The sequence below is a fragment of the Parachitinimonas caeni genome, from assembly GCF_030129945.1.
Classification (GTDB): Bacteria; Pseudomonadota; Gammaproteobacteria; order Burkholderiales; family Chitinimonadaceae; genus Parachitinimonas; species Parachitinimonas caeni.
On record NZ_JARRAF010000011.1, the window covers coordinates 95,599 to 119,967 of the forward strand.

Below are 24,369 nucleotides of genomic sequence, written 5' to 3' on the forward strand. Positions count from 1 at the left end.
CACTCAATTTGCTGATGCTGCCAGAACCCACTTGGCTGGCAGGCATCAGCGCACCCAATTCAAATAGGGAGTTACTCCGTGAAAAACTGGCGATTTGCAGCTCTGTCTTCTTTGGTCCTTGCCGCCTGTGCAACTACTCCCCAAACCCCGGCGCCGATTGTTGATAAAACACAGCCTGGTGCCCGTACGAGCACCCCTCCCGCGCCCGCAGCAACAAGCCGCCCAGCAGCCCCTGCAAGCACTCAGGATGGTAAAGATGGGGATTGGCGGCCTAAGACCTATACCGTCAAGAAGGGCGACACGCTGTACAGCATTGCACTTGAGCATGGCTTGGACTACCGGGAGGTTGCTGAGTGGAACCAGTTGCCGGACGTCAATTTGATCAAAATAGATCAGATCTTGCGTTTAACCCCTGGGGATCCGGCGACGGTACCAACCCAGGCTGCTGTGGTGATCAAGCCAGTCAAACCGGATTCTGCTATTTCCGTTACCTCTGTAGAAACTCCAAAACCTGCCGATAGCATCACCATTACGTACCCCAAGGCTATCAAGCTGCCCTACAGCAAAGAGGCTGAGGCAACATTGGCCGCCCAGGCGGAAGGTTCGATAGGAGTACCGAAAACACCGGGCAAGCCAGAAGTAAAAGTTGAAACCAAGCCAGAAAATAAAACCGAAATAAAACCCGAAATTAAAAACACGCCAGTAACTCCAGAAGCAAAGCCTGTTATAAATGGCGCCACTGGTGATGAGGAAGTAAGTGGATGGATTTGGCCGACTGTCGGTAAATTGCTATCACCGTTTAGCGAAACCAACAAAGGAATCGATTTATCTGGAAAAATGGGGCAACCAGTACTTGCGGCAGCGGGTGGAAAAGTCGTATATAGCGGCAGTGGCTTGCGCAGTTACGGCAAGTTGATCATTATTAAACACAATAGAACATACCTATCAGCGTATGCTCATAATAGTCAGCTTTTGGTAAGGGAGGGGGATAACGTGAAGAAGGGAGATAAAATCGCCGAAATGGGAAATTCGGATGCTGACCAGGTGAAACTGCATTTCGAGATCCGGCGATTTGGAAAGCCGGTGGATCCAACCAAATACTTAACGGCAGAAAAACCATGAACAACGCACTCGACACCATTGAAGAAGAGTTGGTTGAAGATGAGCTGATGGATGGAGATGACACCGAAGGAGAGGCAGAATCAGAGGAGCAGGCAGCTGAAGACTCCGATGCCTATTCGCCCGAGACGTCAACGGGTGACGTCACCCAGATCTATCTGAATGATATCGGTCATAATGCTTTACTCACACCTGACCAGGAACGTGAGCTGGCGAGACGGGTAGTGCAGGGGGATTTCGATGCGCGGCAGAAAATGATCGAGCACAATTTGCGCTTGGTCGTGAACATTGCCAAACATTACATCAACCGTGGCATGGCGCTACTGGATCTGATTGAGGAGGGAAACATTGGCCTCATGCATGCGCTGGAAAAGTTCGACCCCGAACGTGGCTTCCGCTTTTCTACTTATGCAACCTGGTGGATCAGGCAGAGCATAGAGCGCGCGATCATGAATCAGTCACGAACAATTCGACTGCCGGTTCATGTGATCAAAGAGCTCAACGTTTATCTGCGAGCGCAAAGGCACCTTGAAGCCCAGATGGGTAGGGAGCCCACCATAGAGGAGGTTGCCTGCCTGGTTGATAAGCCTGTCGAGGAAGTCCGCAGGGTAATGAATCTCAACGAGCGCATGGCTTCACTCGACGCCCCTCTTGATATTGACCCTATGCTGTCTATCGGTGAGTCCATTCCGGATGAACAACACGATGGCCCTGATGTCATCTTGCAGAATGCAGAAATTCAGCGTTATGTCAGAGACTGGTTGAAACAGTTGAATGACAAGCAGCGAATGGTGATCGAGCGGCGGTATGGGTTGAATGGCTACGACATCTGCACGCTTGAAGACTTGGCGTCGCATCTTTCGTTGACTCGGGAGCGAGTGCGTCAGATCCAGATTGAAGCGCTTGAGAGCTTGCGCCGATTATTGCGGCGCCAAGGGGTATCGAGGGATGTCTTGCTTGGGTAAGGCATAGCATTTTCATCCGGACAGGTTCGGCAAAAGTCGGGGAGATCCCGACTTTTTGCATTTTTACGGTTCTCATGATTCGGTGGGGGGCGGCTTGAGTAATTTGGAGAATTAAAGTATTCTGCTCGGTTTTCACCCTTGCCTTACCGACTAGCGCATGACGGAAGGCTACAAACCGTAAGGAGAGCGCATGCGACACTACGAAATCGTGTTTATCGTGCACCCCGATCAAAGCGAACAAGTACCCGCAATGATCGAGCGTTACAAGACGATGATCACCACTGAAGGCGGAAAGATTCATCGCCTGGAAGATTGGGGCCGTCGCCAGTTGGCATACCCGATCCAGAAAATTCACAAGGCACACTACGTTCTGATGAACATTGAAGTTGGCCAGGGCACGCTGGATGAGCTCGAGCACGCTTTCAAGTTCAACGACGCAGTTCTGCGCCACCTGACAGTAAAGATGTCCGAGGCCGTTGTTGAGCCTTCGCCGATGATGAAGGAAGAGAAGTCGAAGTCCTTGACCACGGCACCTGCGGGTGAGTCCAAGGAAGCTGCGGCAGCTTAATTTAAAAGCGGTCGGAGTTTGACATCGATACCTTTCGCAATACCGTTGTAATTACCGGACTCATATCCGATCTGTCTATCTTGCGTTATACCCCTGCAGGGATTCCTGCTGTTGAGTTCAAGTTGATGCATGAGTCAACGCAGAATGAGGCAGGAGCTGAACGACAAGTGGCATGTGAAGTATGTTGCATTGCACTTGGAGATCCCGCTGTTGCTCTTAGTACTCGCATGGACGGGTGTAGATTAAAAGTTAAAGGTTTTTTAGCTGCGCGCAATATGCGCTATCGAAGCAGCTTGGTATTGCATGTAACTGATTACGGTGAATGAAATATGTTCAATAAAGCTCGTGGCAAAAATGGTAAGACTGGCAAGCCAGCTGCTCGCCAGATGTTCAAGCGCCGGAAATTCTGTCGCTTTACGGCAGAAGGCGTAAAAGAAATCGATTACAAGGACATCAATGTTCTGAAAGATTTCATCGGCGAGAATGGGAAGATCATTCCTGCTCGTATCACTGGCACTAAAGCGCGTTATCAGCGTCAGCTGTCCACCGCTATCAAGCGCGCACGTTTCTTGGCGCTGATGCCGTATACAGATCTGCACTAAGCGCCAGGAGAGAACGACTATGCAAATTATTCTGCTTGAGAAAGTAGCTAACCTCGGTCAGCTGGGTGACGTGGTTAAGGTTAAGGATGGCTACGCCCGCAACTTCCTGATCCCTCAAGGAAAAGCGAAGCGTGCGACGGATGCTGCTCTGAAAGAGTTTGAAGCGCGTCGTGCAGAGCTGGAAAAGCGTCAGGCTGAAATTTTGGCAGATGCTCAACAGCGTGCTGCCAAACTGGAAGGAGCGACTGTTTCGATCAGCCAAAAGGCGGGTGTTGATGGTCGCCTGTTCGGTTCAGTAACAAACCACGATATCGCCGAAGCGATCTGCGCTTCGGGTGTTCAGGTTGTTAAGGCGGAAGTTCGTTTGCCAGAAGGCCCGTTCAAGGCTGTTGGTGAGTACGAAGTTACCGTAGCACTGCATCACGACGTTGTGGCAAATGTGAAAGTTGCTGTTGTAGCGCAATAATCGACACTGCTGTAACTGAATCAGAGCAAACGGGGTTCGAGAAATCGAACCCCGTTTGCTTTTTGTGGTTTCGCCTTGCAAAAGATGTTGGCGCACTATAATCCAGAGTGCTGGCAGGCTGCCGAGTTGCTGGCAACTGCATATTTTGCCGACACACAGCGACTGAATAAATTAGATGTCAAGGCACACTAACCCTACAGAGATTGCCCGTGAGACGCTCAAGCAATTGGCTTTGAGACGGATTACCCCTACGCCTGAACAATATCGTGAGATCTATAACGAAATTGCAGGGGTTGATGATAGTCAGGCCGGCCCGCACCCCCTCGTCAAGGCGCTGGTTCAGAATCTCAAGAAATTGCCAAAGATGTCCCCTGAAGTGGAGAGGCATCTTGGGCAGATTGAGCAAGCGGCCATGGCTTACGAGTGGCAGCATATTCCACCGCTGGTTATCAAGTGTGTCGAGTTGCAAGGGGGGCAGGCCGCCCTTACTCGTACGTGGGCGGAGCTTATTCATGAGTTGATTACCCAATGGGAACGGCGTAGCCCCCACTACAACACCAAGAAAAAGAGCGAGACTTTAGGTAAGGTCTTGTTGAATTTTGGCAACTATCCGAGCTTGTTAAATGAGAAACTGGATGCCTTGCTTAGAGGATGGGCAGAGGGGGCGTCTGATTTGGTTGGGATTGAAACGGTCGAGCAAGCCGCTTCTGTAGACTTCGCCAGCGATCTTGCCTCGAGTGAGATGCCTGATTACGCAGGATCTCGCTTGCAGCCCTCCGGTGAGGCGCAGCCAGGAATGGACTGGCAGCCATGGCGGGAGATTTTGGTCCGAACCTTGCAGGTCGGTGTGGCGGACAGGTTGTCACACTACCCTGAATTGAAAGACGAGGCCGTCAGCTTGACCGAGGCAGTCACTGCAGTGACGAGCGAAAAGGGGTTGGATCATGTTGCGGTGAGGCTCAAAAAATTCTGGATCAAGCTGGAACTGCAGACTGAGCGGGAGCAGCGTCTGACCAAGGGCTTGGTCAATCTGCTTATGCTATTGGTTGATAATCTGTCGGACCTGGTTGGTCAAGAAGCCTGGGTGACAGGGCAAATCGAGGTGGTCCGGGCCATGCTGGGAGAACAACTCAGCATGCGCCGCCTGTATGACATCGAAACTGGCTTCAAGGATGTGTTGTACAAGCAAGGCTTGTTGCGACATAGCCTGGATGAGGCGCAGGCCAAGCTCAAAGACATGATTGCCCTGTTCATTGATCGCCTGGGGTCTATGGCAGACAGCACAGGTGGTTATCACGACAAAGTCTCGGGTTACGCAGAAAAGATCCAGGCTGCCAGCGATATCCCGGCGCTCAAACAAGTGCTTGATGAGCTGATGCAGGATACGCGACACATGCAACTGGATATGAAGCGTTCTCATGATGAACTGGTTGCAGTGCGGCAACAGGCACAGACCGCCGAGCAGCGTATACACGAGCTTGAGTCTGAATTGCGTTCCATTAGCGAGAAGGTCAGGGAGGATCAGTTGACTGGGGCCCTGAATCGTCGAGGGCTGGATGATGCATTTTCGACTGAACTGGCTAGGGCATCTCGAAATGGTACGCCGTTGTGTCTGTCACTGCTGGATATTGACAACTTCAAAAAGCTCAACGACCGATTTGGTCATCAGACTGGCGATGAGGCGCTGATCCATCTGGTCCGGGTGGTGAAAGAGACTATCCGTCCGACAGATCTGATTGCGCGCTATGGGGGGGAAGAATTTGTCATCCTGTTGCCGGATACTCCGCTGGAAGAGGCGGAGAGCGTCATGCGGCGGGTTCAGCGGGATCTGACCAAGCGGTTCTTTCTCCACAACAACGAACGCATCCTGATCACATTCAGCGCAGGGGTGACTATCTACTATCCTGGCGAATCGCAAGAGGATGCGATCGAGAGGGCGGATCAGGGAATGTATCAGGCCAAGAAATCTGGCAAGAATCAGGTAGTCTCGGTACCTGGACAGGCGACGTCTTCAGCAGCCTAGCCTGGTTACCTTTTCAGTAGCTATTTGATTTCAATGAAAGCCAGTCGCTTCGAGCCTGTGCCAATTTTCTTCGTATCAGATCCCCATACACAAACTGTTTGCCCCGCTTGGCGTCGTTTGAAAGAGCGCTGACAGGATTTGTAGCTGAGCGCATGTCTGTTGGGCGTGAATGTTAATTTAGGCGCTGCGTCCAGTGCCCAATAGCTGAACCTCTACAAGGCCCGGATCTTGGGCCTTGGCTTATTCTGATTCAAGTCTAACCCTATGGATGGGTCGAGTTTGGGGGCATAGCGTCGTTGGAGTTCGCTGACTTGGCCTGCTAGATCGCTCTCGCCCGGCTCAGCTTTGCCGCAAAACTTGACCCGGCGTGACCGGAAACAAAATGCCTACAGGGTCTGGAGCTGGTGCCGAGGCTCAGCCGGCGCCGGCGTAACCAAGTTGGCGCCAGCCTTCATACACCGTAACGGCGACTGCATTGGATAAGTTCAAGCTGCGGTTATTCGGGCGCATCGGCAGGCGAAGCCAGTCGGCCTGAGGAAATTGCGCCAGTATTTCTTGCGGTAAGCCGCGGCTCTCCGGGCCGAACAGAACGGCATCGCCGGTCTTCCAGTCAAGATTTGCTGGCCCGCGGCTTCCCTTGGTGGTGCAAGGAAACAATCGCGAAGGCTGCACGGTTTGCAGAAAGCTAGCGAAGTCGGCATGACGATTCACCAGCGTAAGGTCGTGGTAGTCCAGTCCGGCACGTCGTAAATGCTTGTCGTCAAAATTAAAGCCAAGCGGCTCAATAAGATGCAAGCGACAACCGGTATTTGCACACAGGCGGATGACATTGCCGCAATTCGGGCCAATTTCGGGCTCAAACAACACCACGTCGAACAAGAAGTCTGATTGCATTGTAGGGCGGGGTCCTCATAAAACAGGCGGGCAGGGTAGCGGGTCCAGCCTCAGTCGTCTACCGGGAGCGTCATACCTTCTTTGACTTCCTCCATCACGACATAGCTGCGAGACTCAACCGCGCCGGGTAGCTTCAGCAGAATGTCACCAAGCAGCTTGCGATACTCGCTCATCTCGCCGATACGGGCCTTTATCAGATAGTCGAAGTCGCCCGATACCAGATGACACTCGACCACGTTGGGCAGCGCCAGCGCATCCCGTCGAAACGCTTCAAATAGATCACCGGATTTTACTGACAGGCGTAGTTCAACAAACACCAGTAGCCCAAGCCCAAGTGCTTTGGGATTCAGGCGGGCATAGTAGCCTTCAATGACACCCTCTCGCTCAAGGCGCTTTACCCGCTCGCTGCAGGGCGTTGTGGACAGACCAATCTTCTCTGCCAACTCTGTCATGGACATACGGCCATCAGCTTGCAGCAACCTGAGAATTTTTCGGTCAAGTCGATCAAGTTCTCTGACTGTCAGGGATTTTCTTCGCATAACTGACCATTCATAAGATATTTTGCTAATAGTAAGATATTTTATGAAAGCAATTACTGGAAAATAAGCAATAAACTAGCGGAAATTGCTTTTGTTGGTTTTGATGTGGAGGAATTGGCGTGAAAATTGCGGTGCTTGGAAGTGGTGTGATCGGGGTGAGCAGTGCTTATTACCTGGCCAAACAGGGGTTTGAGGTAGTGGTGGTTGATCGCCAGCCGGCACCGGCGGAGGAAACCAGTTTTGCCAATGCCGGGCAGATTTCTCCCGGGTATTCCGCCCCCTGGGCGGCGCCTGGCATCCCGTTGAAGGCCATGAAGTGGCTGTTTCAGCGTCATGCCCCTCTAGCCATGAAGTTGGACGGGAGCTTGTTCCAGTTGAGCTGGCTGGCCAAGATGCTATCTAACTGTACGCATGCTCGTTATGCCGTCAATAAAGAGCGGATGATGCGCTTGGCGGAATACAGCCGCGATGTTATCCGCGAATTGCGGCAGGACATTGGCCTGCAATATGAAGGGCGTGCGCAAGGTACTTTGCAGGTGTTCAGAACCCAGGCACAGCTGGATGCGGCACATAAGGATATTGCGGTTCTCAAGCAATGTGGTGTGCCCTATCAATTGCTGACGCCACAGCAGTGCGTGGAATATGAGCCGGCTTTGGCTTTGGTTGCCAGCAAGCTGACAGGCGGCTTGCGTCTGCCAAACGATGAAACCGGTGATTGCCGTCTGTTTACTCAGGGCTTGGCGGAGGCCGCAAAGGCGCTTGGGGTGACTTTCCGTTTTGGCGAGACGATTCAGGCGGTCGAGATGGCTGGAGGAAAGGTGTCGGGCGTCCGCTTGGCCTCTGGGTTGCTGCATGCGGATGCCTATGTGCTGGCCTTGGGTAGCTACTCCACCTCGCTGGCTCGTCAGATTGGACTGGATATTCCGGTCTATCCGGTTAAGGGCTACTCACTGACCGTGCCCATCACCGATTCCAATATGGCCCCTGTATCTACGGTTATGGATGAAACTTACAAAGTGGCCATTACCCGCTTTGACAACCGGATTCGGGTCGGTGGCATGGCGGAGCTGGCGGGCTTTGATCTTGGTTTGAACCCGCGCAGGCGCGAAACGCTGGAGCTAGTAGTAGGGGATCTGTTCCCGAAAGGTGGGGATATCCCGGCGGCCAGCTTCTGGACGGGGCTGCGGCCAATGACCCCCGATGGCACGCCAATTCTCGGCCGGACGCCTATCGACAATCTGCTACTCAATACCGGACACGGCACGCTGGGCTGGACCATGGCTTGTGGTTCCGGTCGGGTACTGGCGGATATCGCGGCTGGACGCAGCCCGGAAATCCGTGCTGACGATCTGGCGATTGAACGCTATTTTCAAACTACCCCTATGCCATACCGGCCAAGCCAGGTTCAAACCGCTGGCCGATAAGAGAAGTCCATGTCCAGACCTGCTGTTGCAACAATTCGTTTAGATAACCTAAGACATAACTATCAGTTGGCCCGCCAACTACACGGTGGGCGGGCATTGGCTGTCGTTAAGGCCAATGCCTACGGTCATGGTGCCGTCGAATGCAGCCGGGCCTTGCTTGGCCTGGCCGATGGCTTTGGCGTTGCCTGCATTGAAGAAGCCCTGCAACTACGTGAGGCCGGAATCCAGGCGCCTATCCTGCTACTTGAGGGGTTTTTCTCTGAGGATGAGCTCCCACTGATCGCGCAGCATCGTCTGTGGACGGCGCTGCACTCCCCTGAGCAGCTGGCTATGCTGCAGGCATGGCCGGGAAAAGAACGCTTTCCAGTATGGCTGAAGCTCGACTCAGGAATGCATCGGCTGGGCTTTGATGTGGCAGGATTCCGCTCGGCTTTTGCGACTTTGCAGCAATTGGATTGTGTTGAAGACATCGTATTGATGTCGCATTTTTCCCGTGCGGATGAATTAGCCTGTGATGATGCCGAACGCCAGACTGCCTTGTTTGACGAGGCGAGGCGCGGTTTGGAGTCCGAAGCCAGCTTGAGCAACTCGGCGGGCATTCTTGCGCAGCCCCTTGCACAGCGCCAATGGGGGCGTCCCGGCATCATGCTGTACGGTGCAACCCCTCTGGATGGCGACCATGCTCTGGCCAGCCAGTTGCGGCCGGTCATGCAGTTGCAGTCTGAGGTGATTGCGTTGCATCGTGTGGCGGCTGGTGAGCCGATTGGTTACGGGCACCGTTGGGTGGCGCCGCGAGACACCTTGTTGGCAACGGTTGCCATGGGCTATGCCGATGGGTATCCACGCGCTACCGCCAATGGTTGCCCGGTTCTGGTGGACGGACAATTGGCCAGCATTGCTGGCCGGGTGTCGATGGATATGATCATGGTCGATGTGACCGCCGTGGTGGATGCCCGTGTTGGCAGCAAGGTGTTGCTGTGGGGTGAGGCACTCAGGCCGGAGCTGGTTGCCGCCCACGCTGGGACCATTCCTTACGAGATGTTTTGTAATATCAAACGCGTGCGATTCGAGTATCAGGGTGGCTGAGATGTTGGTTAGCCCAAAATACTGATGTGTGCAAAGGCCGGAGATTTCCGGCCTTTGTTGTTCGTGGCGAGTAATGCTAGAAATTTCCGACGAAAAGCCGCTTCAGCAAGCCCAGCTTGATGTCATCGGTTTCATCAAGCCCTAACCTTTCCAGATAGCGTTCAGGCACCGGTTTGTCGTTGAACAGTCCCTTGAACAGGCTGCGCGCCAGCGATATCGGGCTGTCGGCAGCGTGCTTGAGTCGTTGCAGTGCACGGATGATGACTAGTTCATCCTCAGTAAAGTCTGTGCCAAAAGGGAAGTCTGGCAGCACGCCATTGTGCTGCCAGGGGCTGATCCGGTTCTCCAGAACTTCAGGCAAATTCAGACGCTGCTCTTCAGGGATCTGATAATTCGTCTCAATCTTGCCGTTTTCCTTGGCGGCGGCGAGCAGCTCATCCTGAAACCGGCTATCGGTAATAGCCAGAAGGCGCTTGATGACCTCGCTATCGCTGCGGCCGCGAAGATCGGCGACACCATACTCGGTAATCACCATGTCGCGCAGATGACGCGGAATGGTGGTGTGGGCGTAATTCCAGACGATGTTCGAGCGAACCTCCCCCTTGCTAAGACGTGTCGCACGCAGCATCAAAATAGAACGGGCACCTGGCAGGGCATGTGCCATGGCGACAAAGTTGTACTGCCCCCCGACGCCGGATACCAACTGCCCCGAATCCAGGCTGTCCGACACAGCGGCGCCCAGCAGTGTCACCATCATCGTCGTATTAATGAACCGGGCATCGCGTCGTTGAATTCGTGCAATCTGCTCCTGGCCATATAACTGATTGATATAGCCGATTCGGCTCATGCAGATCTTGCTGAGCTGCTCGCGCGGCATGTCGCGCAGGCGCTGATAAAAGTCACGAGGCCCAAGGAAGAAGCCGCCGTGCATGGCGGTGCCATGTTTAAGGCGATCGCCAAGGCAGTGCTCGACCAGGGCATCAAAGGCTTCGGGCAGGTCCAGACGCGATGACAACAGGCCATGCGTGCAGACGATCATGCCATCGCGCCAGCCAATCCCTTCCCGGAAGATGCCAAAGTGCACCAACCACTCCACATTGGCGGCAGTCAGTGGCGATTGGATCAGGCCGGCTTCCAGCAGCGCCATCAAGGTAACGGGCCGTACCTCTAGCGATATGCGCCCCTGATCCAGCAAGGTCTGCAACGGCGCATCACTAAAGACTTCGCGCTTGATGATGCCGGCTTCCATTAAATGCAGAAAGCCGTTGACCAGCATTTCGGAACAGCCATACAGCCCCAGATCAAAGGGGCCGGTTTCGGCGGTGGTGGGAATCGTGCCGCCTGACAGTTCACAGAGCAGCTGGTTATAGCGCGCCGGCTCCTGATGGCGAACGATCAAAGCCTGGCATATGGCATCCCCTAATGAACCAATCCCGATCTGCAAGGTACCCCCATCCTTGACCAGGCTGCTGGCGTGAACGCCTATCGCGTAATCCTGGGCTGTTACTTTCATATTGGGTGGCGCAAAGAGATCATGTGTGGCTTTCGGATCCGTCACAATGAAGTTGAATAAGGCGGGGTCCACCTCCGCATCATTCGGCATATAGGGCAGTTGATCGTTGATAACCGCTACGGTCAGCACCTTACGCAGCGGCTCCGCACGCAGCAGGTCCAGCGCATCCAGTGTCACATCGGGGTTGGATGACAGGGAGAGGCGAAGTGTGTCGCCTTCGCCCTGTGCGGCAACGGCCTGTGCCAGGACGTTTACGCCGTTGAGCAGCATGTCGCGGGCGGCATGGCTGTAGTTGCTGTAAACGTAGTGCTGCTGGGCGTTGGCATTGTTGAGATATTCGCCGGTCTTCAGGAAAAATTCGCAAACCTCAACATTGCTCGGCAGACTGCCGTTGCGCAGATCGATGACATAGTCCAGATCGGGATAGTCGCCAAAGACGCGTTCTGCAAATGGCTCCAGAAAGCGCTTTTCCAGCTCGCTATGGCCTTGCGGGCGTTCCAGCGACAATGCGGTGAAAATGGTCAGATGCAGGACAGGGTTGTCTTTTACTCGCTGATACAGTGCATTGACGAAGGTATTGGGTTTGCCAATCCCCAGCGGGATGCCGAGAACGATCCGATTGCCTGTTTCGGTGATGACGGCATCTACAGCAGTTTCTATTGAATCAAAATAGTCTGGATGGGGCATGATGTCCTCTAGTGCGCAAACCGTGTGCCTCCACGATAGCAAACCATCGCAGAGTGGATTTGATCTGGAACAGGTTTGCGAAGCCTGTACGTGGGCTAAACAAGCGATTCTTAACACCGCAGCCGGCCCAAAACCGGTGAAATTCTCTGGAGTGGGTTGGCTTTGTGGGAATGGTGTGGTTAGGGAGGCGTCTATTTTAGCTCGCTAAATCGCACTCGCTCTGCCCGCACGGTGGCTGGGGCTTTGCCCCTTACCCTACACGGCCTGCTTCTTAGGGGTATTGTCCTGTTCCGAAACTCGGCCCGGCGCGATCCGAAAATAAAATGCCAACAGTGCTTGGCGATCAATCTTTTTATGACGATGAATGATCCTGCTATAGAAATTATCAATGTCTCTGCCGTGTCGCATCGCGCCAATGCACCGGCTCTGCTATTTATCCACGGCGCTTATGCTGCTGCCTGGTGCTGGAATCAGGGATTCATGAGTTATCTGGCCGAATCCGGTTATGACTGCTATGCCCTGAGCCTGCGAGGGCATGGTGGAAGTGGTGGTCACGAAGTGTTGTCACTCGCGAGCCTGGACGACTTTCAGCGTGATATTGCCAAGGCGATAGAACAAATCGCACGGCCGGTTGTATTGATTGGTCATTCGATGGGCGGTTTCCTGGCGATGCGTCACGCACGCCAGCACCCGGTCGCCGGCTTGGCGTGCCTGGCCCCAGTGCCTCCGGAGGGATTGATAGGCTCCACCCTGCATCTGATGTGCTGGCATCCGGCCTTGTTGCTTGAATTGAACTGTGTGCAGTACGCAGGGCAGGCACCGCAATTAAGCAAGCTCAGAGACTTGCTGTTTTCGAGTGACTTGCCGGATGAGCGATTGTTGGCATTTGCCCGCCAGTTTCAGCGAGAGTCGGACCGAGCGATACTGGATCTGTCGATGCAGGCTATGAGTTATCTATGGACGGCCTGTCAGCGACCGCAATGTCCGTCTATCGTTCTGGGTGGGGGGGATGACGTGCTGATGCCCGCACATCAGATTCACTCCGCCGCCTGTGCGCTGGGTGTGCGGGCTGAGTTCATTTCGGGCGTGGCGCACGTCATGATGTTGGACATGCGGTGGCAGCGGGTTGCGGAACGACTGAAGGTCTGGCTGGAGGCACTATAAATGCGATGGATGGCGGCCGTACTCTGCGCAATCATGCTGGTTGGCTGTGCCAGCAGCCCAACGCGGCCGCCCGTTGGGAAAACGAATCGTGTTGTCAGCAGGCCTGATGCACCGCAGATCAATCCTCACGAGGGCGCGCGGGAAATTGTGATGTATGCCTTGGGTTTGATTGACGTCGGTTATCAGTTTGGTGGGAAAAATCCTGAAAGCGGCTTGGACTGCAGTGGGATGGTCGCTTTCATTTTCAAGAATGCTTTGGGGTTGGTGCTTCCCCACAACGCGGCAGAAATTGCCCGAACGACCCGACCGATTGAGCGCAAACAACTGGCGGCCGGGGATCTGGTGTTTTTCAATACCCGCAACAAGCCGTTCTCGCACGTCGGCATCTACATCGGTGATGACAAATTCGTCCACGCACCGAGTACCAACGGGCGTATCCGTATCGACTCCATGAAGGCGAACTACTTCGCGCAGCGCTACGAAGCCGCGCGAAGCGTATTTTGATAAACAGCAAGGTAATTTGGCTTCACGCATTGCGACGCTGAAGAGCCTTACCTTGCAACGCAACGGCAGAACCTAGCCCAATCTGTGAGTAGCCGCTCGCTGCAGACGATCTTCAATGGCCAGCCACGCCGGGCCTGCTGGTGGTGTCTCCAGCAATAGCAAGTCAAAGCCCTGACGGTCGAATTCCCGCAATGTGGCATACAGAATCCGAGCGTAAGACTCAGCATCTTCCGGCATGGTTTGGCCGTAAACCCCGGCCGGGTAGCTGACTGTTGGTGACCGGTGCAGCAAGGCCACACGCTTGCCGGCTGCCGTGCGCTGGATGGCTTCGGCAAGCAACAAGGGCAGGGCGCCGATGGTTAGTGGCGTATGCGGGGCATAGTGTGAATCAAGCAAGCCGGATACCCGAATCTTGGCGGTGTCTGACCGCCGATGATGAACCAGTTTGCATCCCAATACCGCTTCAATCGCTTCAGCGGGAATACCACCCGGACGCAGTAACGTTGGTTCATCGGTTGTGAGGCCGACGATGGTGGACTCGACCCCGATCCGGCAGGGACCGCCGTCAAGAATCAGCGGCAGGGCATGACCGAATTCAGCCGCGACGTGGCTGGCCAAGGTCGGGCTGACGTGACCGAAGCGATTGGCGGAAGGTGCTGCGAGGCCGCCGCCAAATCGTGTTAGCAATTCATGGGTCAGCGGGTGAGCAGGGGCTCGCAGGCCAACGGTGTCTTGGCCGCCTGTCACGGCATCTGAAACGCCGGTCTGCCTGGGTAAGATCAGCGTGAGGGAGCCTGGCCAGAATGCGGCCGCAAGTTGGTAGGCAACCTCCGGAATATCACGAGCCCACTGGCTCAGCTGTTCGATGCCTGCAATATGCACAATGATCGGATGGTCGGAAGGCCGGCCCTTCATGGCGAAAATTTTCGCGACAGCATCCGGTTGGCTGGCGTCGGCAGCGAGGCCATATACGGTTTCGGTGGGGATCGCAACCAGATCTCCCTGGCGCAGTAATGCCAGGGCCTGGTCGATGTCGGTGCTGATGTGAGTCATGGCGGGCAACAATCATCTAAAGCCTGATTATACCCTGCCCGCCGTATCTGCTTGTCGGGGAGGCTGAATTCGCCCGGCTCAGGATTTTGAGGTGATTATTGATCAGCCAGAACGCCGCGCCAGAACTGCTTGAGCGCAGAGGTCAATTCGGTGGCGAAGTCGGGTGCAAGCAGGCGTAATGCAGGCCGCATCATGACTTCGCGCATGGCATCGGGGTAATCCAGCAACTGCCAGAGGCCGAGTGTCAGCGCGTAGGTGCGTACCATGAGGCGGGCACCCGAGCCGGTTTCGAGTACTGATAGCGCTGATTCGAGCGCGTTGCCAGTGCGCTCCAGCCGCTGTGCAAGCTGCAGCTTGAAGTTATAGACATGATCCTGAGCCAGGTTTTGCTCCAGAACACTGTTGGCCATGGCGGCCAGACGCAGAAACTCTGGGTGTTCCTGCAGATATTTTGCGTAGAACTCCAGAAACAGGTTGACTCGTTCCCACGGGGTTCCGCTGGCAGTGAGGAAATGTTCTGTCAAACGGTCGAGCAGCGCCGAGAATTCCTGATCCAGCAAAGCGGTGAAGATTTCCTCCTTGGTCTGGAAGTACAGATAAACGGTGCCCTTGGCCAGCCCGGCTGCCTCAGCGATCCGGCTGACTGCTGGGAGTTGGCGAGTGTCCTCCAGATAGAGGCTGCGGGCAGCCGCCAACAGGCTGTCGCGTCGGGCTTGTTTGTCTTCATCAGCAATGGCGCGTTGTTTCATGGGTGTCTGTCCGAGTCAGTGGTTCATGGGGGCGATATTGTCGCCAGCCGGGTTGCCTGTCTAGTCTATTGGGCGGAGCCATTGTCGAATGAGCCTGTACGGGCGGGTCTTTAGGCTTTGTTGGTGTTTTTATATAACATATTGATTTTAATCATAATTAAGAGATTTTAAATTCAAATCCCTTATTTAAAATCAATCGCTTGCATGAAAACGTCAACAGAGTCCAGGGCTCTAACTTTGATTGCACGAGGATGATTGCTGGCAATCAGTTCTTCATCAGCTGGTAAGCGATTTTGCTTTGTAAGGATCTTGGTGCCAGCCGATTGCCGAATATGGTTAATTTATTGCCAAGGCCGGGGATGACGCTTGGCTTGCCACAAAACAACGCAGCCAACCCGGCATCGACAACGGGACGTGACTGCATCATGAACAGCCTCTGATAAGGGGTGGTACGTTGCCCGGCTGCAGCCAAAAAGCCGGTCGCACTGACGCCAGGGGAGAGTACGCTGAGTTTGACCTTATGCGGCTTCAGTTCTTCATGCAGCGCTTCCCCAAACAACAGTACATAAGCCTTTGAGGCGCCATAAGCAGCGTAGGTGGGTGTTGCCTGATAGCCTCCAATGCTGGCAACCAGCAGAATGTGCCCCTCTCCACGTTGGATCATGCTGCGGGCAAACAGATGCGTTAGCTCGGTCAGACTAAGTATGTTCAGCTGCAGCATATCCAGGGTCGCAGCCAAGGGCTGTTCGACGAACGGACCGTAAAGTCCGCACCCGGCGTTATTAATCAGGATATCGACATTGATTTTCTTTTGATCCAAATGTTGCTTGAGCGCAAGACCACTGCCGGGCAGTGCGAGGTCGGCAGCCTTGAGTTCTACTGCAACGTTGTGTCTGGCGCTAATGGTTGCCGCAAGCTGCTGCATGGGTTCCTGACGACGTGCAACCAGTATCAGATTGGCGCCTCTCTCGGCCAAGGCATGGGCAAAGTCGATACCAAAGCCGCTGGAGGCCCCGGTAATCAAAGCCCACTTGCCGGTGAGTTTCTCCATATTGTTCTCCTGATAGGGTGTTTTTAAAATTTCTCTGGCCGCGTATTTTTATGACTTGCGGTCACTTTATATTTAGACAGCACAGGATAAGCCGTCAATAGCCAAGCATGGATATTCAGTATTTTGCGAAACGAGTGAGCTGATGATTCAGACCTTTAATCTTGCAAAGCGGCGGATTCATCCCCATCTACAGCGTGCGCTGCGCTATAATCGCCCCCTTGTCCGTCGAAAACGGGTGTAGTTTTTGAGCGGCGCAGTACCAAGAAATAAAGGACACCATCATGCCTATCTACGAATACGCTTGTTCCGCTTGTGGCCATCATGCCGATGTATTGCAGAAATCATCGGATGCTCCGTTGACGGAGTGCCCGGCTTGCCATCAGGCAACATACGCCAAACAGCTGTCTGCCGCAGGCTTTCAGCTGAAGGGCAGCGGTTGGTATGCCACCGACTTCAAGGGTGGCAGCTCCTCTGCCTCCTCTACGAAAACCGAATCCAGTAGTGAAGGCTCGGGCGGTTCCTGCCCTGGCGGCGGTTGCGCCTGCCACTGACCGGGATCTTTGACCATCAAAACAATGAAACGCTATTTCATCACCGGTCTGCTGATCTGGGTTCCTCTGGGTATCACCCTATGGGTCATTAGTGTGCTGGTCGGCACGCTTGATGACTTATTGTTCTTGCTCCCCCGTCGCTATCAGCCAACCGAGTGGCTGGGCTTCCATATTCCGGGTTTTGGCGTCATTCTGGCTTTAAGTATCGTCTTATCTACGGGCTTGCTGACGGCGAACATTCTTGGCCAACGTCTGGTGACGATGTGGGAAGAGATTCTGGCGCGTATTCCGGTGGTGAAGTCGATTTATGGCAGCGTAAAGCAAGTATCCGATACGCTGTTTTCTGGTAGTGGCCAAGCTTTCCGGAAAGCCCTGCTGGTACGGTTTCCGCATCAGGATGCTTGGACGATTGCGTTTCTGACAGGCTCTCCTTCTGGTGAGGTCGCCAGCCATCTTGGGGAGGAGCATGTGTCGGTTTATGTTCCGACGACGCCCAACCCGACGTCGGGCTATTTCGTCTTGGTCCCCAAGCGCGATACCTTCGAGCTGGAAATGAGTGTAGATGATGCACTCAAATATGTAATTTCCATGGGGGTGGTCGCACCCAGCCCCAAGGCAGCCGAGCTGCGTCTGCAGTCTGGCGACGAGCATAATCGCAAGGGCTAGGCGGCCACCCCGCTTAGCCCGTCAATCGCCGACCTTTCGGCCCCCTGTTTTTCTAGTTTCCTGACTTTGTCGCCATTACCATCCAAATTAGGGGTTTACTCATGCGTACCGATTATTGCGGCTTGATCGACAAGCGTTTTCTTTCTCAAACCGTCACCATTAAAGGCTGGGCGCATCGCCGTCGCGATCATGGTGGTGTGATTTTCATTGACTTGCGTGATCGTGAGGGTCTGGTGCAAGTTGTGATTGATCCGGATACTCCGGAGGCATTCAAGATTGCGGATACTGTTCGCAGCGAGTTTGTGCTGGAGATCAAGGGTATTGTGCGCGCGCGTCCGGAGGGGACGACCAATGCCAATCTGGTTTCTGGCGAGATCGAAATCCTGGCCAAGGAGATCAGTGTTCTCAACAGCGCGGTGACGCCGCCGTTCCAGATTGATGATGAGCATCTGTCTGAAATGACCCGTCTGCAGCATCGCGTGATGGATTTGCGTCGTCCTGCGATGCAGAAAAACCTGCGTTTACGCTATAAGGTTGCCTTGCTGGTACGTAATTTCCTCGATTCTCGTGGCTTTATCGATGTCGAAACCCCGATGCTGACGCGTTCGACGCCGGAAGGCGCGCGCGACTATCTCGTGCCTAGCCGGGTCCATGACGGTCAGTTTTTTGCGCTGCCGCAATCGCCTCAGCTGTTCAAGCAGCTGCTGATGGTGGCAGGCTTCGACCGTTATTACCAGATCACCAAGTGCTTCCGTGACGAAGATTTGCGTGCCGATCGTCAACCCGAATTCACTCAGATCGATATCGAGACTTCCTTCCTCGACGAAAACGAGATCATGGACATTATGGAAGACATGGCTCGCCATGTGTTCATGGAAGCCATTGGCGTGGACTTGGGCAAATTCCCGCGCATGCAGTACGACGATGCCATGTTCTACTATGGCTCGGATAAGCCAGATATGCGCGTTAGCCTCAAGTTCACAGAGCTGACCGATGTGATGAAGGAAGTACCTTTCAAGGTATTCAGTGGGGCCGCCAATATGGCAGGCGGCCGAGTAGTGGGCTTGCGGGTGCCGGGTGGTGCAGCGTTCAGCCGTTCCGAGATTGATGCCTGGACGCAATTTGTTGGCATTTATGGCGCCAAGGGATTGGCTTATATCAAGGTCAACGACGTCACCCAGCCGAACGAAACCGGATTGCAGTCGCCAATCGTCAAGAATCTGACGGAAGCCGCGCTGAAAGCAACGCTGGAACGTACTGGCGCACAAAATGGCGACATTATCTTCTTTGGTGCAGACAAGACCAAGGTGGTAAACGAAGCCATCGGCGCTTTACGTTTGAAGATCGGCCATGAGAAGGGCGAGGCGGGCGGATACTTCGTCAGAGAGTGGCGCCCGTTGTGGGTTGTTGATTTCCCGATGTTCGAGTACGACGAAGAAGACAAGCGCTATGTCGCTTGCCACCACCCCTTCACCTCGCCCAAGGTTGAGCATATTGAGCTGCTGAAGACCAATCCGGGCCAGTGCAAGGCGCGCGCTTACGATATGGTGTTGAACGGCTGGGAAATTGGCGGTGGCTCGATTCGTATCCATCGCGCCGACATGCAATCCACCGTATTTGATGCTTTGGGTATTGGGGAAGAGGAAGCCCGCAACAAGTTTGGCTTCTTGCTCGACAACCTGGCCTATGGCGCGCCGCCACATGGCGGTCTGGCTTTCGGATTGGATCGTTTAGTGACCTTGATGACAGGTGCCGAGTCGATCCGTGATGTGATTGCCTTCCCGAAAACACAGCGCGCACAGTGTTTGTTGACTAATGCACCTAACGCAGTGGATGAGAAGCAGTTGCGTGAATTACATATCAAGTTGCGCAACCCAACTCAAGTGGCTTGATCGCTAAGTCGTCAGAGGTTGAAAGAAAATCGGCGCCGTGTGCGCCGATTTTTTTATCTATTCCTGCTTCAGCAACAATAGGCTCGGTTGACATTTTTGTCTTCGGGCCGTGTTTCGTTGGATTGGGGTCTAGTGCAAGGCGAAAAGTGCGACGCTTTGCAGCAACTGCCACGCAAGGGCCGGGGTCGATTTTTGAGTATGGCGCTGTGAGGGTTCGCTCAGCTGTAATCACCCTGCTGTGTGTAGTGGTTGGAATTTTGGCACATTAACCTCAATGGGCTATGCCTCGTGGCTATTGCCCAACCCCGAAACTCATTCGGCGTAACCAGAAGCAAAACGTCAACAGCGCTACGTCATTGGCGAGATTTTCACGGAGAGCGGTGGTCGTAAAGTCGATCAATTCTCGCGCTTGTACCATCCTGAATCAGGGTGTTTAAGGCATTTTCCATTTGACGGATCAAGCTGTCCGGAGCTTCGAGATTACAGGCCAGATAGAGGTCGGCATGATTAAACGAGAGCAAGGGCATAATGTCTCCTGCCAGGCCGCGTCTAGCCAGCAGTTGGGCGCCTTCGTAGCGTCCAGATGCCCATAGATCAATCCGACCTGCCATCAGCTTACCAGGATTGAGATTGTCATCCGGTGCCGTGTCTACCCGATAGCCCTTGCTCCGGAAGTAATTATCCCGAATGTCTCCGTTATACGTGCCAATTACATAAGCGCGGGCATCTTCCAGCGATCGCAAAGAGATTTTCCGTTCAGCTTTGCCGTAAAGCACCCAGTCGGTGGAGGCGAGTGGCCCAATCCACTTGAATAGCGGTTCGCGTTCTTTGGTGCGGGTCGTTGCAAAGACGCAAGTCAGCTTCTGTGTCAGCGCCATCTCATAAGCGCGGCGCCAAGGCAACAAGTCGATCTGGTAGCGTATACCGGTCTTTTCCATCATCAGGCGTACCTTGTCAGCGGCAATGCCGACGATTTTGCCATCGACCAGCATATTGAAAGGGGGTGAGTCCTCAGTGTTCAGCGTAACCAAAAGGGGCGATGCGGCACACACCCCCCATAGCAGGGTCGTACACGCGAAGACGGTTTGCAGTTTTGGCATAGCTGGTCCCCACTTTATCTGCTGGCGTGGATTGCGTGATGAGTGCTGAGTTATGACTGTTTAATGATCTGTGGCGAGTGATCGTTACGTAAGTGACGGGGCACACAGATTGAATGTACGACAGCTACTCCTCCATTCTGCGTGGTTGAAAAGTCGGACGGTTGCAGTGCTTTGCGATTCAGCCCAGGTGCTCACCGACGTTGCCATCTATAGAAGTGTAGAGAGTCAAGGTGATTTTGTCGGATCCCCATGATAAGTGGTGATAGGTTGTTTGACACTGTTAAATCAAAGAAGACCATATGGCGGGGTGGCAACCGCTTGCATTGATGTGCTCAGGTTTTGAACAGCCACCAGTGGCAAGCAAGTGATGGAGCTTATTGAGTCGTGATGAGAGGGTGATGAGCGCAAACCAAGGGACATTGATAATCGCGCTGCAGCGAGGGTTGGTTGGGGCTGCCGCACTCTGGCCATGCTATGGCAATGCTGCGACGGCTGAGCCGAGGACATGGCCGGTGGCTGTGACCTGGCTGCTAGGCTTGGTGATTGGGGTGTGTGCAGGAGGATTCTGGCAGAGGGCAAGTATTCGAAAACAGCAGAGTGAGATGGTGATCGCTCTGCGGCAAGCGATGCAGGAGGGTGATTTTGCTGCACGTCTGCGGTTGGCTGACCATGCTTCCCAGCCACAACTGGCCGAAATATTCAACGAACTGATGGCTACCATGGATATTCAGGACAGGGTCTGGCAACGTGACAGGCGTTTGTGGCAGGCGACACTTGATGCCGCCCCCGTTGCTATCTGGGTCAAAGATCTGGCAGGGCGTTACGTCCTGGTAAACCAGCGGGCGAAGATCAGCTTGGGGGAATCGTGCCTGGGCCAGACGGACAGCGAGCTAATGAGTGCGGAACTGTCTGCCAGTGAACGCCAGGACGATCGTAACGTCCTGCTAGGACAGCCGCGCTTGCCGGACGTGGTTAAACGAAACATTAAATTTGCAGTGCTGGATGCCGACGGGCAGCCCATGGCGGTCTGCGGCGTGGAGGGGGACTTCGAGGATGGGAGAGTGGGGTGACTTACCTCCTTCGGCGCGTCACCCAATAGAAAGGTTGCTGGCGAGCTGGGCGATTCTGGACGACTCGCCCATCATGATCAGCATGTCTCCCGACTCAATCCGCATAGTGGGGGAGGGGTTGAAGTGGTAGCCCGATCCACCAGTTCGATGCACTGCCACCAGCGATACGCCTTCGACATCCAGCAGATTCAGCTCATCCAGAGACCGGCCGATATGAGGGGAATTGTGCGGAATGCCGATTTCCTCCACACGGATGGACTGATCCTTAGCACGTAGCATCATGTCCAGAAAGGTCACTACCGATGGCCGTACCAGTTCCGACACCATGCGCAAGCCACCAATGAAGTTGGGGAGGACCACACCATCTGCGCCGACGGAACGCAATTTCTGTTGCGATGACTCGTCCACCGCTTTGGCGATGATGCGCATATCCTTGTTCAGGCCTTTGGCGGTCAATACCAGAAACAGGTTGTCTGCATCGGTGTGCAGTGTCGCAATCAGGCCGGCAGCCCGTGCCACACCGGCCTGAAGCAATGCCTCGTCCTGGGTGGCGTCACCTTCGATAGTCAGGATGCCACGGTCACGCAGGCTCTGGATCTTGGCTGGATCGGCTTCTACCACGACATAGTGGCGGCCTGTCTTTTCAAGTTCCTCAACGGCATAGAAGCCTGTCGAGCCATAACCGCAGACGATGTAATGGCCTGACAGCCGGTTGATGGCTTTGGTCATCTTGGTTCTCCGAATCGCATGGGTTAACTCTCCTTCAATGACCAAAGCCGCTAGCGATGTCACGGAATACAGCAGCACGCCCGAGCCGAACAAAATCAGCACAATGGTGAACAGCCTGCCCTCATGGGTGAGGGGGTGGGTTTCGCCATAGCCAATCGTCGCCAGCGTGATGACCGTCATGTAAAGCCCATCAAACCAAGACCAGTCTTCAACCCAGACATAGCCGGCACTGCCAAAGACCAGTACGGCACTGGTCAGCAGAGACAGGCGGAAAATCTGGGTATAGATCTGGCGCATGGGTGAGTGCATAAGCTGTGATGCAATCGGGTTAGTGTCGAGTACTGGTGGCGCTGATGACCGAGTCGGCAGCAAAGAGCTGGGCAACGTCTACGGCGTCGAAGGCATATGCCTGGTTGCAGAATTCGCAACGGACCTCCACCTGCGCCTGCTCCGCCAGAATGGCGTCAGCTTCTTCCTGCCCGACCAGTTTCAGCATATTGCCCACCCGTTCCCGCGAGCACCGGCAGCCGAAGTGAGGGTGTGTCTCACCCAGTAGACGAACGGTTTCTTCGTGGAACAGGCGATGCAGCACCTCCAGTGATGGCAGCTGCAGCAACTCGTTCGATGTAATGGTGGAAGCCAGATGACCAATCCGGTTCCAGGCGTCCGGGTCGCCATGCCCGGCGGGCAGTTTTTGAATCAGCAAGCCAGCAGCGCGCTCGCCCTCACAGGCCAGCCAGATGCGGGTATCCAGTTGTTCCGAACGCTGCATATAGTGCTCGATGATCTCTGCCACGCTATTCCCGTCGAGACCGACAACGCCCTGGTAGGTCTGGCCGCCGTCTTTCGGATCCAGCGTCAGCACGCAACGTCCTCGACCCAGCAATGCGGGCAGGGTAACGCCTGCTGCGGCCGACCAATCGGCATCGTGCTCCCACTGCGCGGTGGCGCGGACTGTCAGATCAGACTCGCATTCAATGGCGATGAGCTTGATCAAGCTGGTGCCATGAAATTGCATGACCAGTGACCCTTCAAATTTAAGGGTGGCCGATAGCAGGGTGGCTGCAGCGGTCAGCTCGCCAACCAGCTGGTGTAGCGGTGCCGGAAATGCGCGGCGCGACACAATTTCACGCCAACTATCGGACAGTTGCACGATTTCACCGCGCACTGGCGCGCCTTCAAACAGAAATCGCTGCAGGGTATCTTGACTCATGGTGTTTCCTTGTCTTGGTCGATGTTGACCGTGTAAAGCGTGCAAGGGGATGCAGAGTTGATATCAAACTCGCAACCCGCTTCGATGCCAATCCGGGCGATATCGGCGGCGGTCAGCTCAGGTTGACCATATATGGCATGCATAGCACCCAAGGCATAATCGCGGCCACTGCCAATCGCCCAGAACTGGCGGTATTCATAAACTTCCCGCATCGAAAAGACACCGAAGATGCCGCCCCTGTTGGCGATCAACACGGTCATCTGGCTCGATTCATAAGGATCATTTTCTTCCTCATCGGTTTGCAGGAAAAAATCTTCCTTGAGCTTGGGATGTAGCTTTCTGAAGCTCTCGAAGACGTTCACCCGACTTTGAAAATCCAGATTACGGGTGCGCCCCAGTGCGGACTGGAGCACCAGATCATGCGCTGCCGCACCGCAGATGGCGAAGTAGCTGTCATGAGCTTGGAAAATCTTATCCGGCCAGGCATCAAAGCGTGCGCCTAGCCGGGTATCGCCAAAAGTGCTCTGGCTATCGGCAGCAATGGCGATCTGTTGATTCTTGCGTACAACAACAATAGTGGTCATGGGTAGTCCTGAAGGCAGATCTTTGTATGCGATGCCCATTAGGGGCATCTTGGACATTGACCGGCTTGCAAACAAATGTGGGCGGGTGTGCTCAACACAAGCCTGGCACCGGGCTGAGTACGTAGCATCTGGGTCGGAACACAGGCACTCGATCGAT

General features: G+C 54.5%; 25 protein-coding genes. 15 read left to right on the forward strand and 10 right to left on the reverse strand.

Going from position 1 to position 24,369, the window contains the following annotated elements; genetic code table 11:
* Positions 1 to 78: 78 nt before the first annotated feature.
* The 7 genes from PZA18_RS11435 (at position 79) to PZA18_RS11465 (ending at position 5,743) form a co-directional block, all read left to right on the forward strand.
* Complete coding sequence (locus PZA18_RS11435; protein ID WP_284100977.1) at positions 79 to 1,122, forward strand: peptidoglycan DD-metalloendopeptidase family protein; 1,044 nt, start codon at positions 79 to 81, stop codon at positions 1,120 to 1,122.
* Positions 1,119 to 2,084 (forward strand): RNA polymerase sigma factor RpoS, encoded by a 966-nt coding sequence (gene rpoS / locus PZA18_RS11440; protein ID WP_284100978.1) that lies wholly within the window; start codon positions 1,119 to 1,121, stop codon positions 2,082 to 2,084. The genes PZA18_RS11435 and rpoS overlap by 4 nt, the downstream gene beginning before the upstream one ends.
* A gap of 190 nt (positions 2,085 to 2,274) precedes the next feature.
* Positions 2,275 to 2,652 (forward strand): 30S ribosomal protein S6, encoded by a 378-nt coding sequence (gene rpsF / locus PZA18_RS11445; RefSeq protein ID WP_284100979.1) that lies wholly within the window; start codon positions 2,275 to 2,277, stop codon positions 2,650 to 2,652.
* 50 nt (positions 2,653 to 2,702) lie between these two features.
* On the forward strand, positions 2,703 to 2,978 hold the full coding sequence (gene priB / locus PZA18_RS25465; RefSeq protein WP_284101028.1) for a primosomal replication protein N: 276 nt from the start codon (positions 2,703 to 2,705) through the stop codon (positions 2,976 to 2,978).
* Positions 2,979 to 2,981: 3 nt separating this feature from the next.
* Entirely contained in the window at positions 2,982 to 3,254 is a 273-nt protein-coding gene (rpsR, locus tag PZA18_RS11455; RefSeq protein ID WP_284100980.1) for a 30S ribosomal protein S18, read from the forward strand.
* 19 nt (positions 3,255 to 3,273) lie between these two features.
* Positions 3,274 to 3,720, forward strand: a complete 447-nt coding sequence (gene rplI / locus PZA18_RS11460) for a 50S ribosomal protein L9 (protein WP_284100981.1) — start codon at positions 3,274 to 3,276, stop codon at positions 3,718 to 3,720.
* Between the two features lie 175 nt (positions 3,721 to 3,895).
* Positions 3,896 to 5,743: a sensor domain-containing diguanylate cyclase gene (locus PZA18_RS11465; RefSeq protein WP_284100982.1), complete on the forward strand. Its 1,848-nt coding sequence runs from the start codon at positions 3,896 to 3,898 to the stop codon at positions 5,741 to 5,743.
* A gap of 414 nt (positions 5,744 to 6,157) precedes the next feature.
* On the opposite strand, the gene PZA18_RS11470 is transcribed toward PZA18_RS11465, so the two are convergent.
* Both PZA18_RS11470 and PZA18_RS11475 read right to left on the reverse strand, forming a co-directional pair.
* Positions 6,158 to 6,622 (reverse strand): tRNA (cytidine(34)-2'-O)-methyltransferase, encoded by a 465-nt coding sequence (locus PZA18_RS11470; RefSeq protein WP_284101029.1) that lies wholly within the window; start codon positions 6,620 to 6,622, stop codon positions 6,158 to 6,160.
* A 65-nt stretch (positions 6,623 to 6,687) separates the two neighbouring features.
* Positions 6,688 to 7,176: a winged helix-turn-helix transcriptional regulator gene (locus tag PZA18_RS11475; protein ID WP_284100983.1), complete on the reverse strand. Its 489-nt coding sequence runs from the start codon at positions 7,174 to 7,176 to the stop codon at positions 6,688 to 6,690.
* A gap of 119 nt (positions 7,177 to 7,295) precedes the next feature.
* Between PZA18_RS11475 and PZA18_RS11480 the strand changes: the two genes are divergently transcribed.
* Both PZA18_RS11480 and alr read left to right on the forward strand, forming a co-directional pair.
* Entirely contained in the window at positions 7,296 to 8,600 is a 1,305-nt protein-coding gene (locus PZA18_RS11480) for a D-amino acid dehydrogenase (RefSeq protein ID WP_284100984.1), read from the forward strand.
* Positions 8,601 to 8,609: 9 nt separating this feature from the next.
* Entirely contained in the window at positions 8,610 to 9,686 is a 1,077-nt protein-coding gene (alr, locus tag PZA18_RS11485) for an alanine racemase (protein WP_284100985.1), read from the forward strand.
* A gap of 76 nt (positions 9,687 to 9,762) precedes the next feature.
* On the opposite strand, the gene PZA18_RS11490 is transcribed toward alr, so the two are convergent.
* Positions 9,763 to 11,886, reverse strand: a complete 2,124-nt coding sequence (locus PZA18_RS11490; protein ID WP_284100986.1) for an acetyl-CoA hydrolase/transferase C-terminal domain-containing protein — start codon at positions 11,884 to 11,886, stop codon at positions 9,763 to 9,765.
* A 354-nt stretch (positions 11,887 to 12,240) separates the two neighbouring features.
* On the opposite strand from PZA18_RS11490, the gene PZA18_RS11495 reads away from it, so the two are divergent.
* Both PZA18_RS11495 and PZA18_RS11500 read left to right on the forward strand, forming a co-directional pair.
* The gene (locus PZA18_RS11495) at positions 12,241 to 13,050 is read left to right on the forward strand and encodes an alpha/beta hydrolase (RefSeq protein ID WP_284100987.1); all 810 of its coding nucleotides are present in this window, start codon (positions 12,241 to 12,243) and stop codon (positions 13,048 to 13,050) included.
* The gene (locus PZA18_RS11500; protein WP_284100988.1) at positions 13,051 to 13,554 is read left to right on the forward strand and encodes a C40 family peptidase; all 504 of its coding nucleotides are present in this window, start codon (positions 13,051 to 13,053) and stop codon (positions 13,552 to 13,554) included.
* A 72-nt stretch (positions 13,555 to 13,626) separates the two neighbouring features.
* Here PZA18_RS11500 and PZA18_RS11505 read toward each other — a convergent pair whose 3' ends face one another.
* From PZA18_RS11505 to PZA18_RS11515, 3 genes are all read right to left on the reverse strand, one after another.
* On the reverse strand, positions 13,627 to 14,607 hold the full coding sequence (locus PZA18_RS11505) for an L-threonylcarbamoyladenylate synthase (RefSeq protein WP_284100989.1): 981 nt from the start codon (positions 14,605 to 14,607) through the stop codon (positions 13,627 to 13,629).
* A gap of 95 nt (positions 14,608 to 14,702) precedes the next feature.
* The gene (locus PZA18_RS11510) at positions 14,703 to 15,356 is read right to left on the reverse strand and encodes a TetR/AcrR family transcriptional regulator (protein ID WP_284100990.1); all 654 of its coding nucleotides are present in this window, start codon (positions 15,354 to 15,356) and stop codon (positions 14,703 to 14,705) included.
* Positions 15,357 to 15,621: 265 nt separating this feature from the next.
* Positions 15,622 to 16,407, reverse strand: a complete 786-nt coding sequence (locus PZA18_RS11515; protein WP_284100991.1) for an SDR family NAD(P)-dependent oxidoreductase — start codon at positions 16,405 to 16,407, stop codon at positions 15,622 to 15,624.
* A gap of 281 nt (positions 16,408 to 16,688) precedes the next feature.
* Between PZA18_RS11515 and PZA18_RS11520 the strand changes: the two genes are divergently transcribed.
* The 3 genes from PZA18_RS11520 (at position 16,689) to aspS (ending at position 19,516) form a co-directional block, all read left to right on the forward strand.
* Positions 16,689 to 16,958 carry an FmdB family zinc ribbon protein gene (locus PZA18_RS11520; RefSeq protein ID WP_284100992.1) on the forward strand — a complete coding sequence of 90 codons (270 nt, stop codon included), beginning with the start codon at positions 16,689 to 16,691 and terminating at the stop codon, positions 16,956 to 16,958.
* 24 nt (positions 16,959 to 16,982) lie between these two features.
* A complete protein-coding gene (locus tag PZA18_RS11525) occupies positions 16,983 to 17,624 on the forward strand; it encodes a DUF502 domain-containing protein (RefSeq protein ID WP_284100993.1) in 642 nt (213 codons plus the stop codon).
* Between the two features lie 101 nt (positions 17,625 to 17,725).
* Positions 17,726 to 19,516, forward strand: coding sequence for an aspartate--tRNA ligase (gene aspS / locus PZA18_RS11530; RefSeq protein ID WP_284100994.1), 1,791 nt, complete (start codon positions 17,726 to 17,728; stop codon positions 19,514 to 19,516).
* 368 nt (positions 19,517 to 19,884) lie between these two features.
* Here the strand turns inward: aspS and PZA18_RS11535 are convergent, their stop codons facing one another.
* Positions 19,885 to 20,616, reverse strand: a complete 732-nt coding sequence (locus tag PZA18_RS11535; protein ID WP_284100995.1) for a substrate-binding periplasmic protein — start codon at positions 20,614 to 20,616, stop codon at positions 19,885 to 19,887.
* A 602-nt stretch (positions 20,617 to 21,218) separates the two neighbouring features.
* On the opposite strand from PZA18_RS11535, the gene PZA18_RS11540 reads away from it, so the two are divergent.
* Positions 21,219 to 21,686 (forward strand): PAS domain-containing protein, encoded by a 468-nt coding sequence (locus tag PZA18_RS11540; protein ID WP_284100996.1) that lies wholly within the window; start codon positions 21,219 to 21,221, stop codon positions 21,684 to 21,686.
* An 18-nt stretch (positions 21,687 to 21,704) separates the two neighbouring features.
* Here PZA18_RS11540 and PZA18_RS11545 read toward each other — a convergent pair whose 3' ends face one another.
* Genes PZA18_RS11545 through PZA18_RS11555 form a run of 3 tightly spaced genes read right to left on the reverse strand, consistent with a single transcriptional unit; the run spans position 21,705 to position 24,212 of the window.
* Positions 21,705 to 22,712: a potassium channel family protein gene (locus PZA18_RS11545; protein WP_284100997.1), complete on the reverse strand. Its 1,008-nt coding sequence runs from the start codon at positions 22,710 to 22,712 to the stop codon at positions 21,705 to 21,707.
* Between the two features lie 31 nt (positions 22,713 to 22,743).
* A complete protein-coding gene (gene hslO / locus PZA18_RS11550; RefSeq protein ID WP_284100998.1) occupies positions 22,744 to 23,628 on the reverse strand; it encodes an Hsp33 family molecular chaperone HslO in 885 nt (294 codons plus the stop codon).
* A complete protein-coding gene (locus tag PZA18_RS11555) occupies positions 23,625 to 24,212 on the reverse strand; it encodes an Ntn hydrolase family protein (RefSeq protein ID WP_284100999.1) in 588 nt (195 codons plus the stop codon). Before PZA18_RS11555 ends, hslO begins: the two co-directional genes overlap by 4 nt.
* Positions 24,213 to 24,369: the final 157 nt, after the last annotated feature.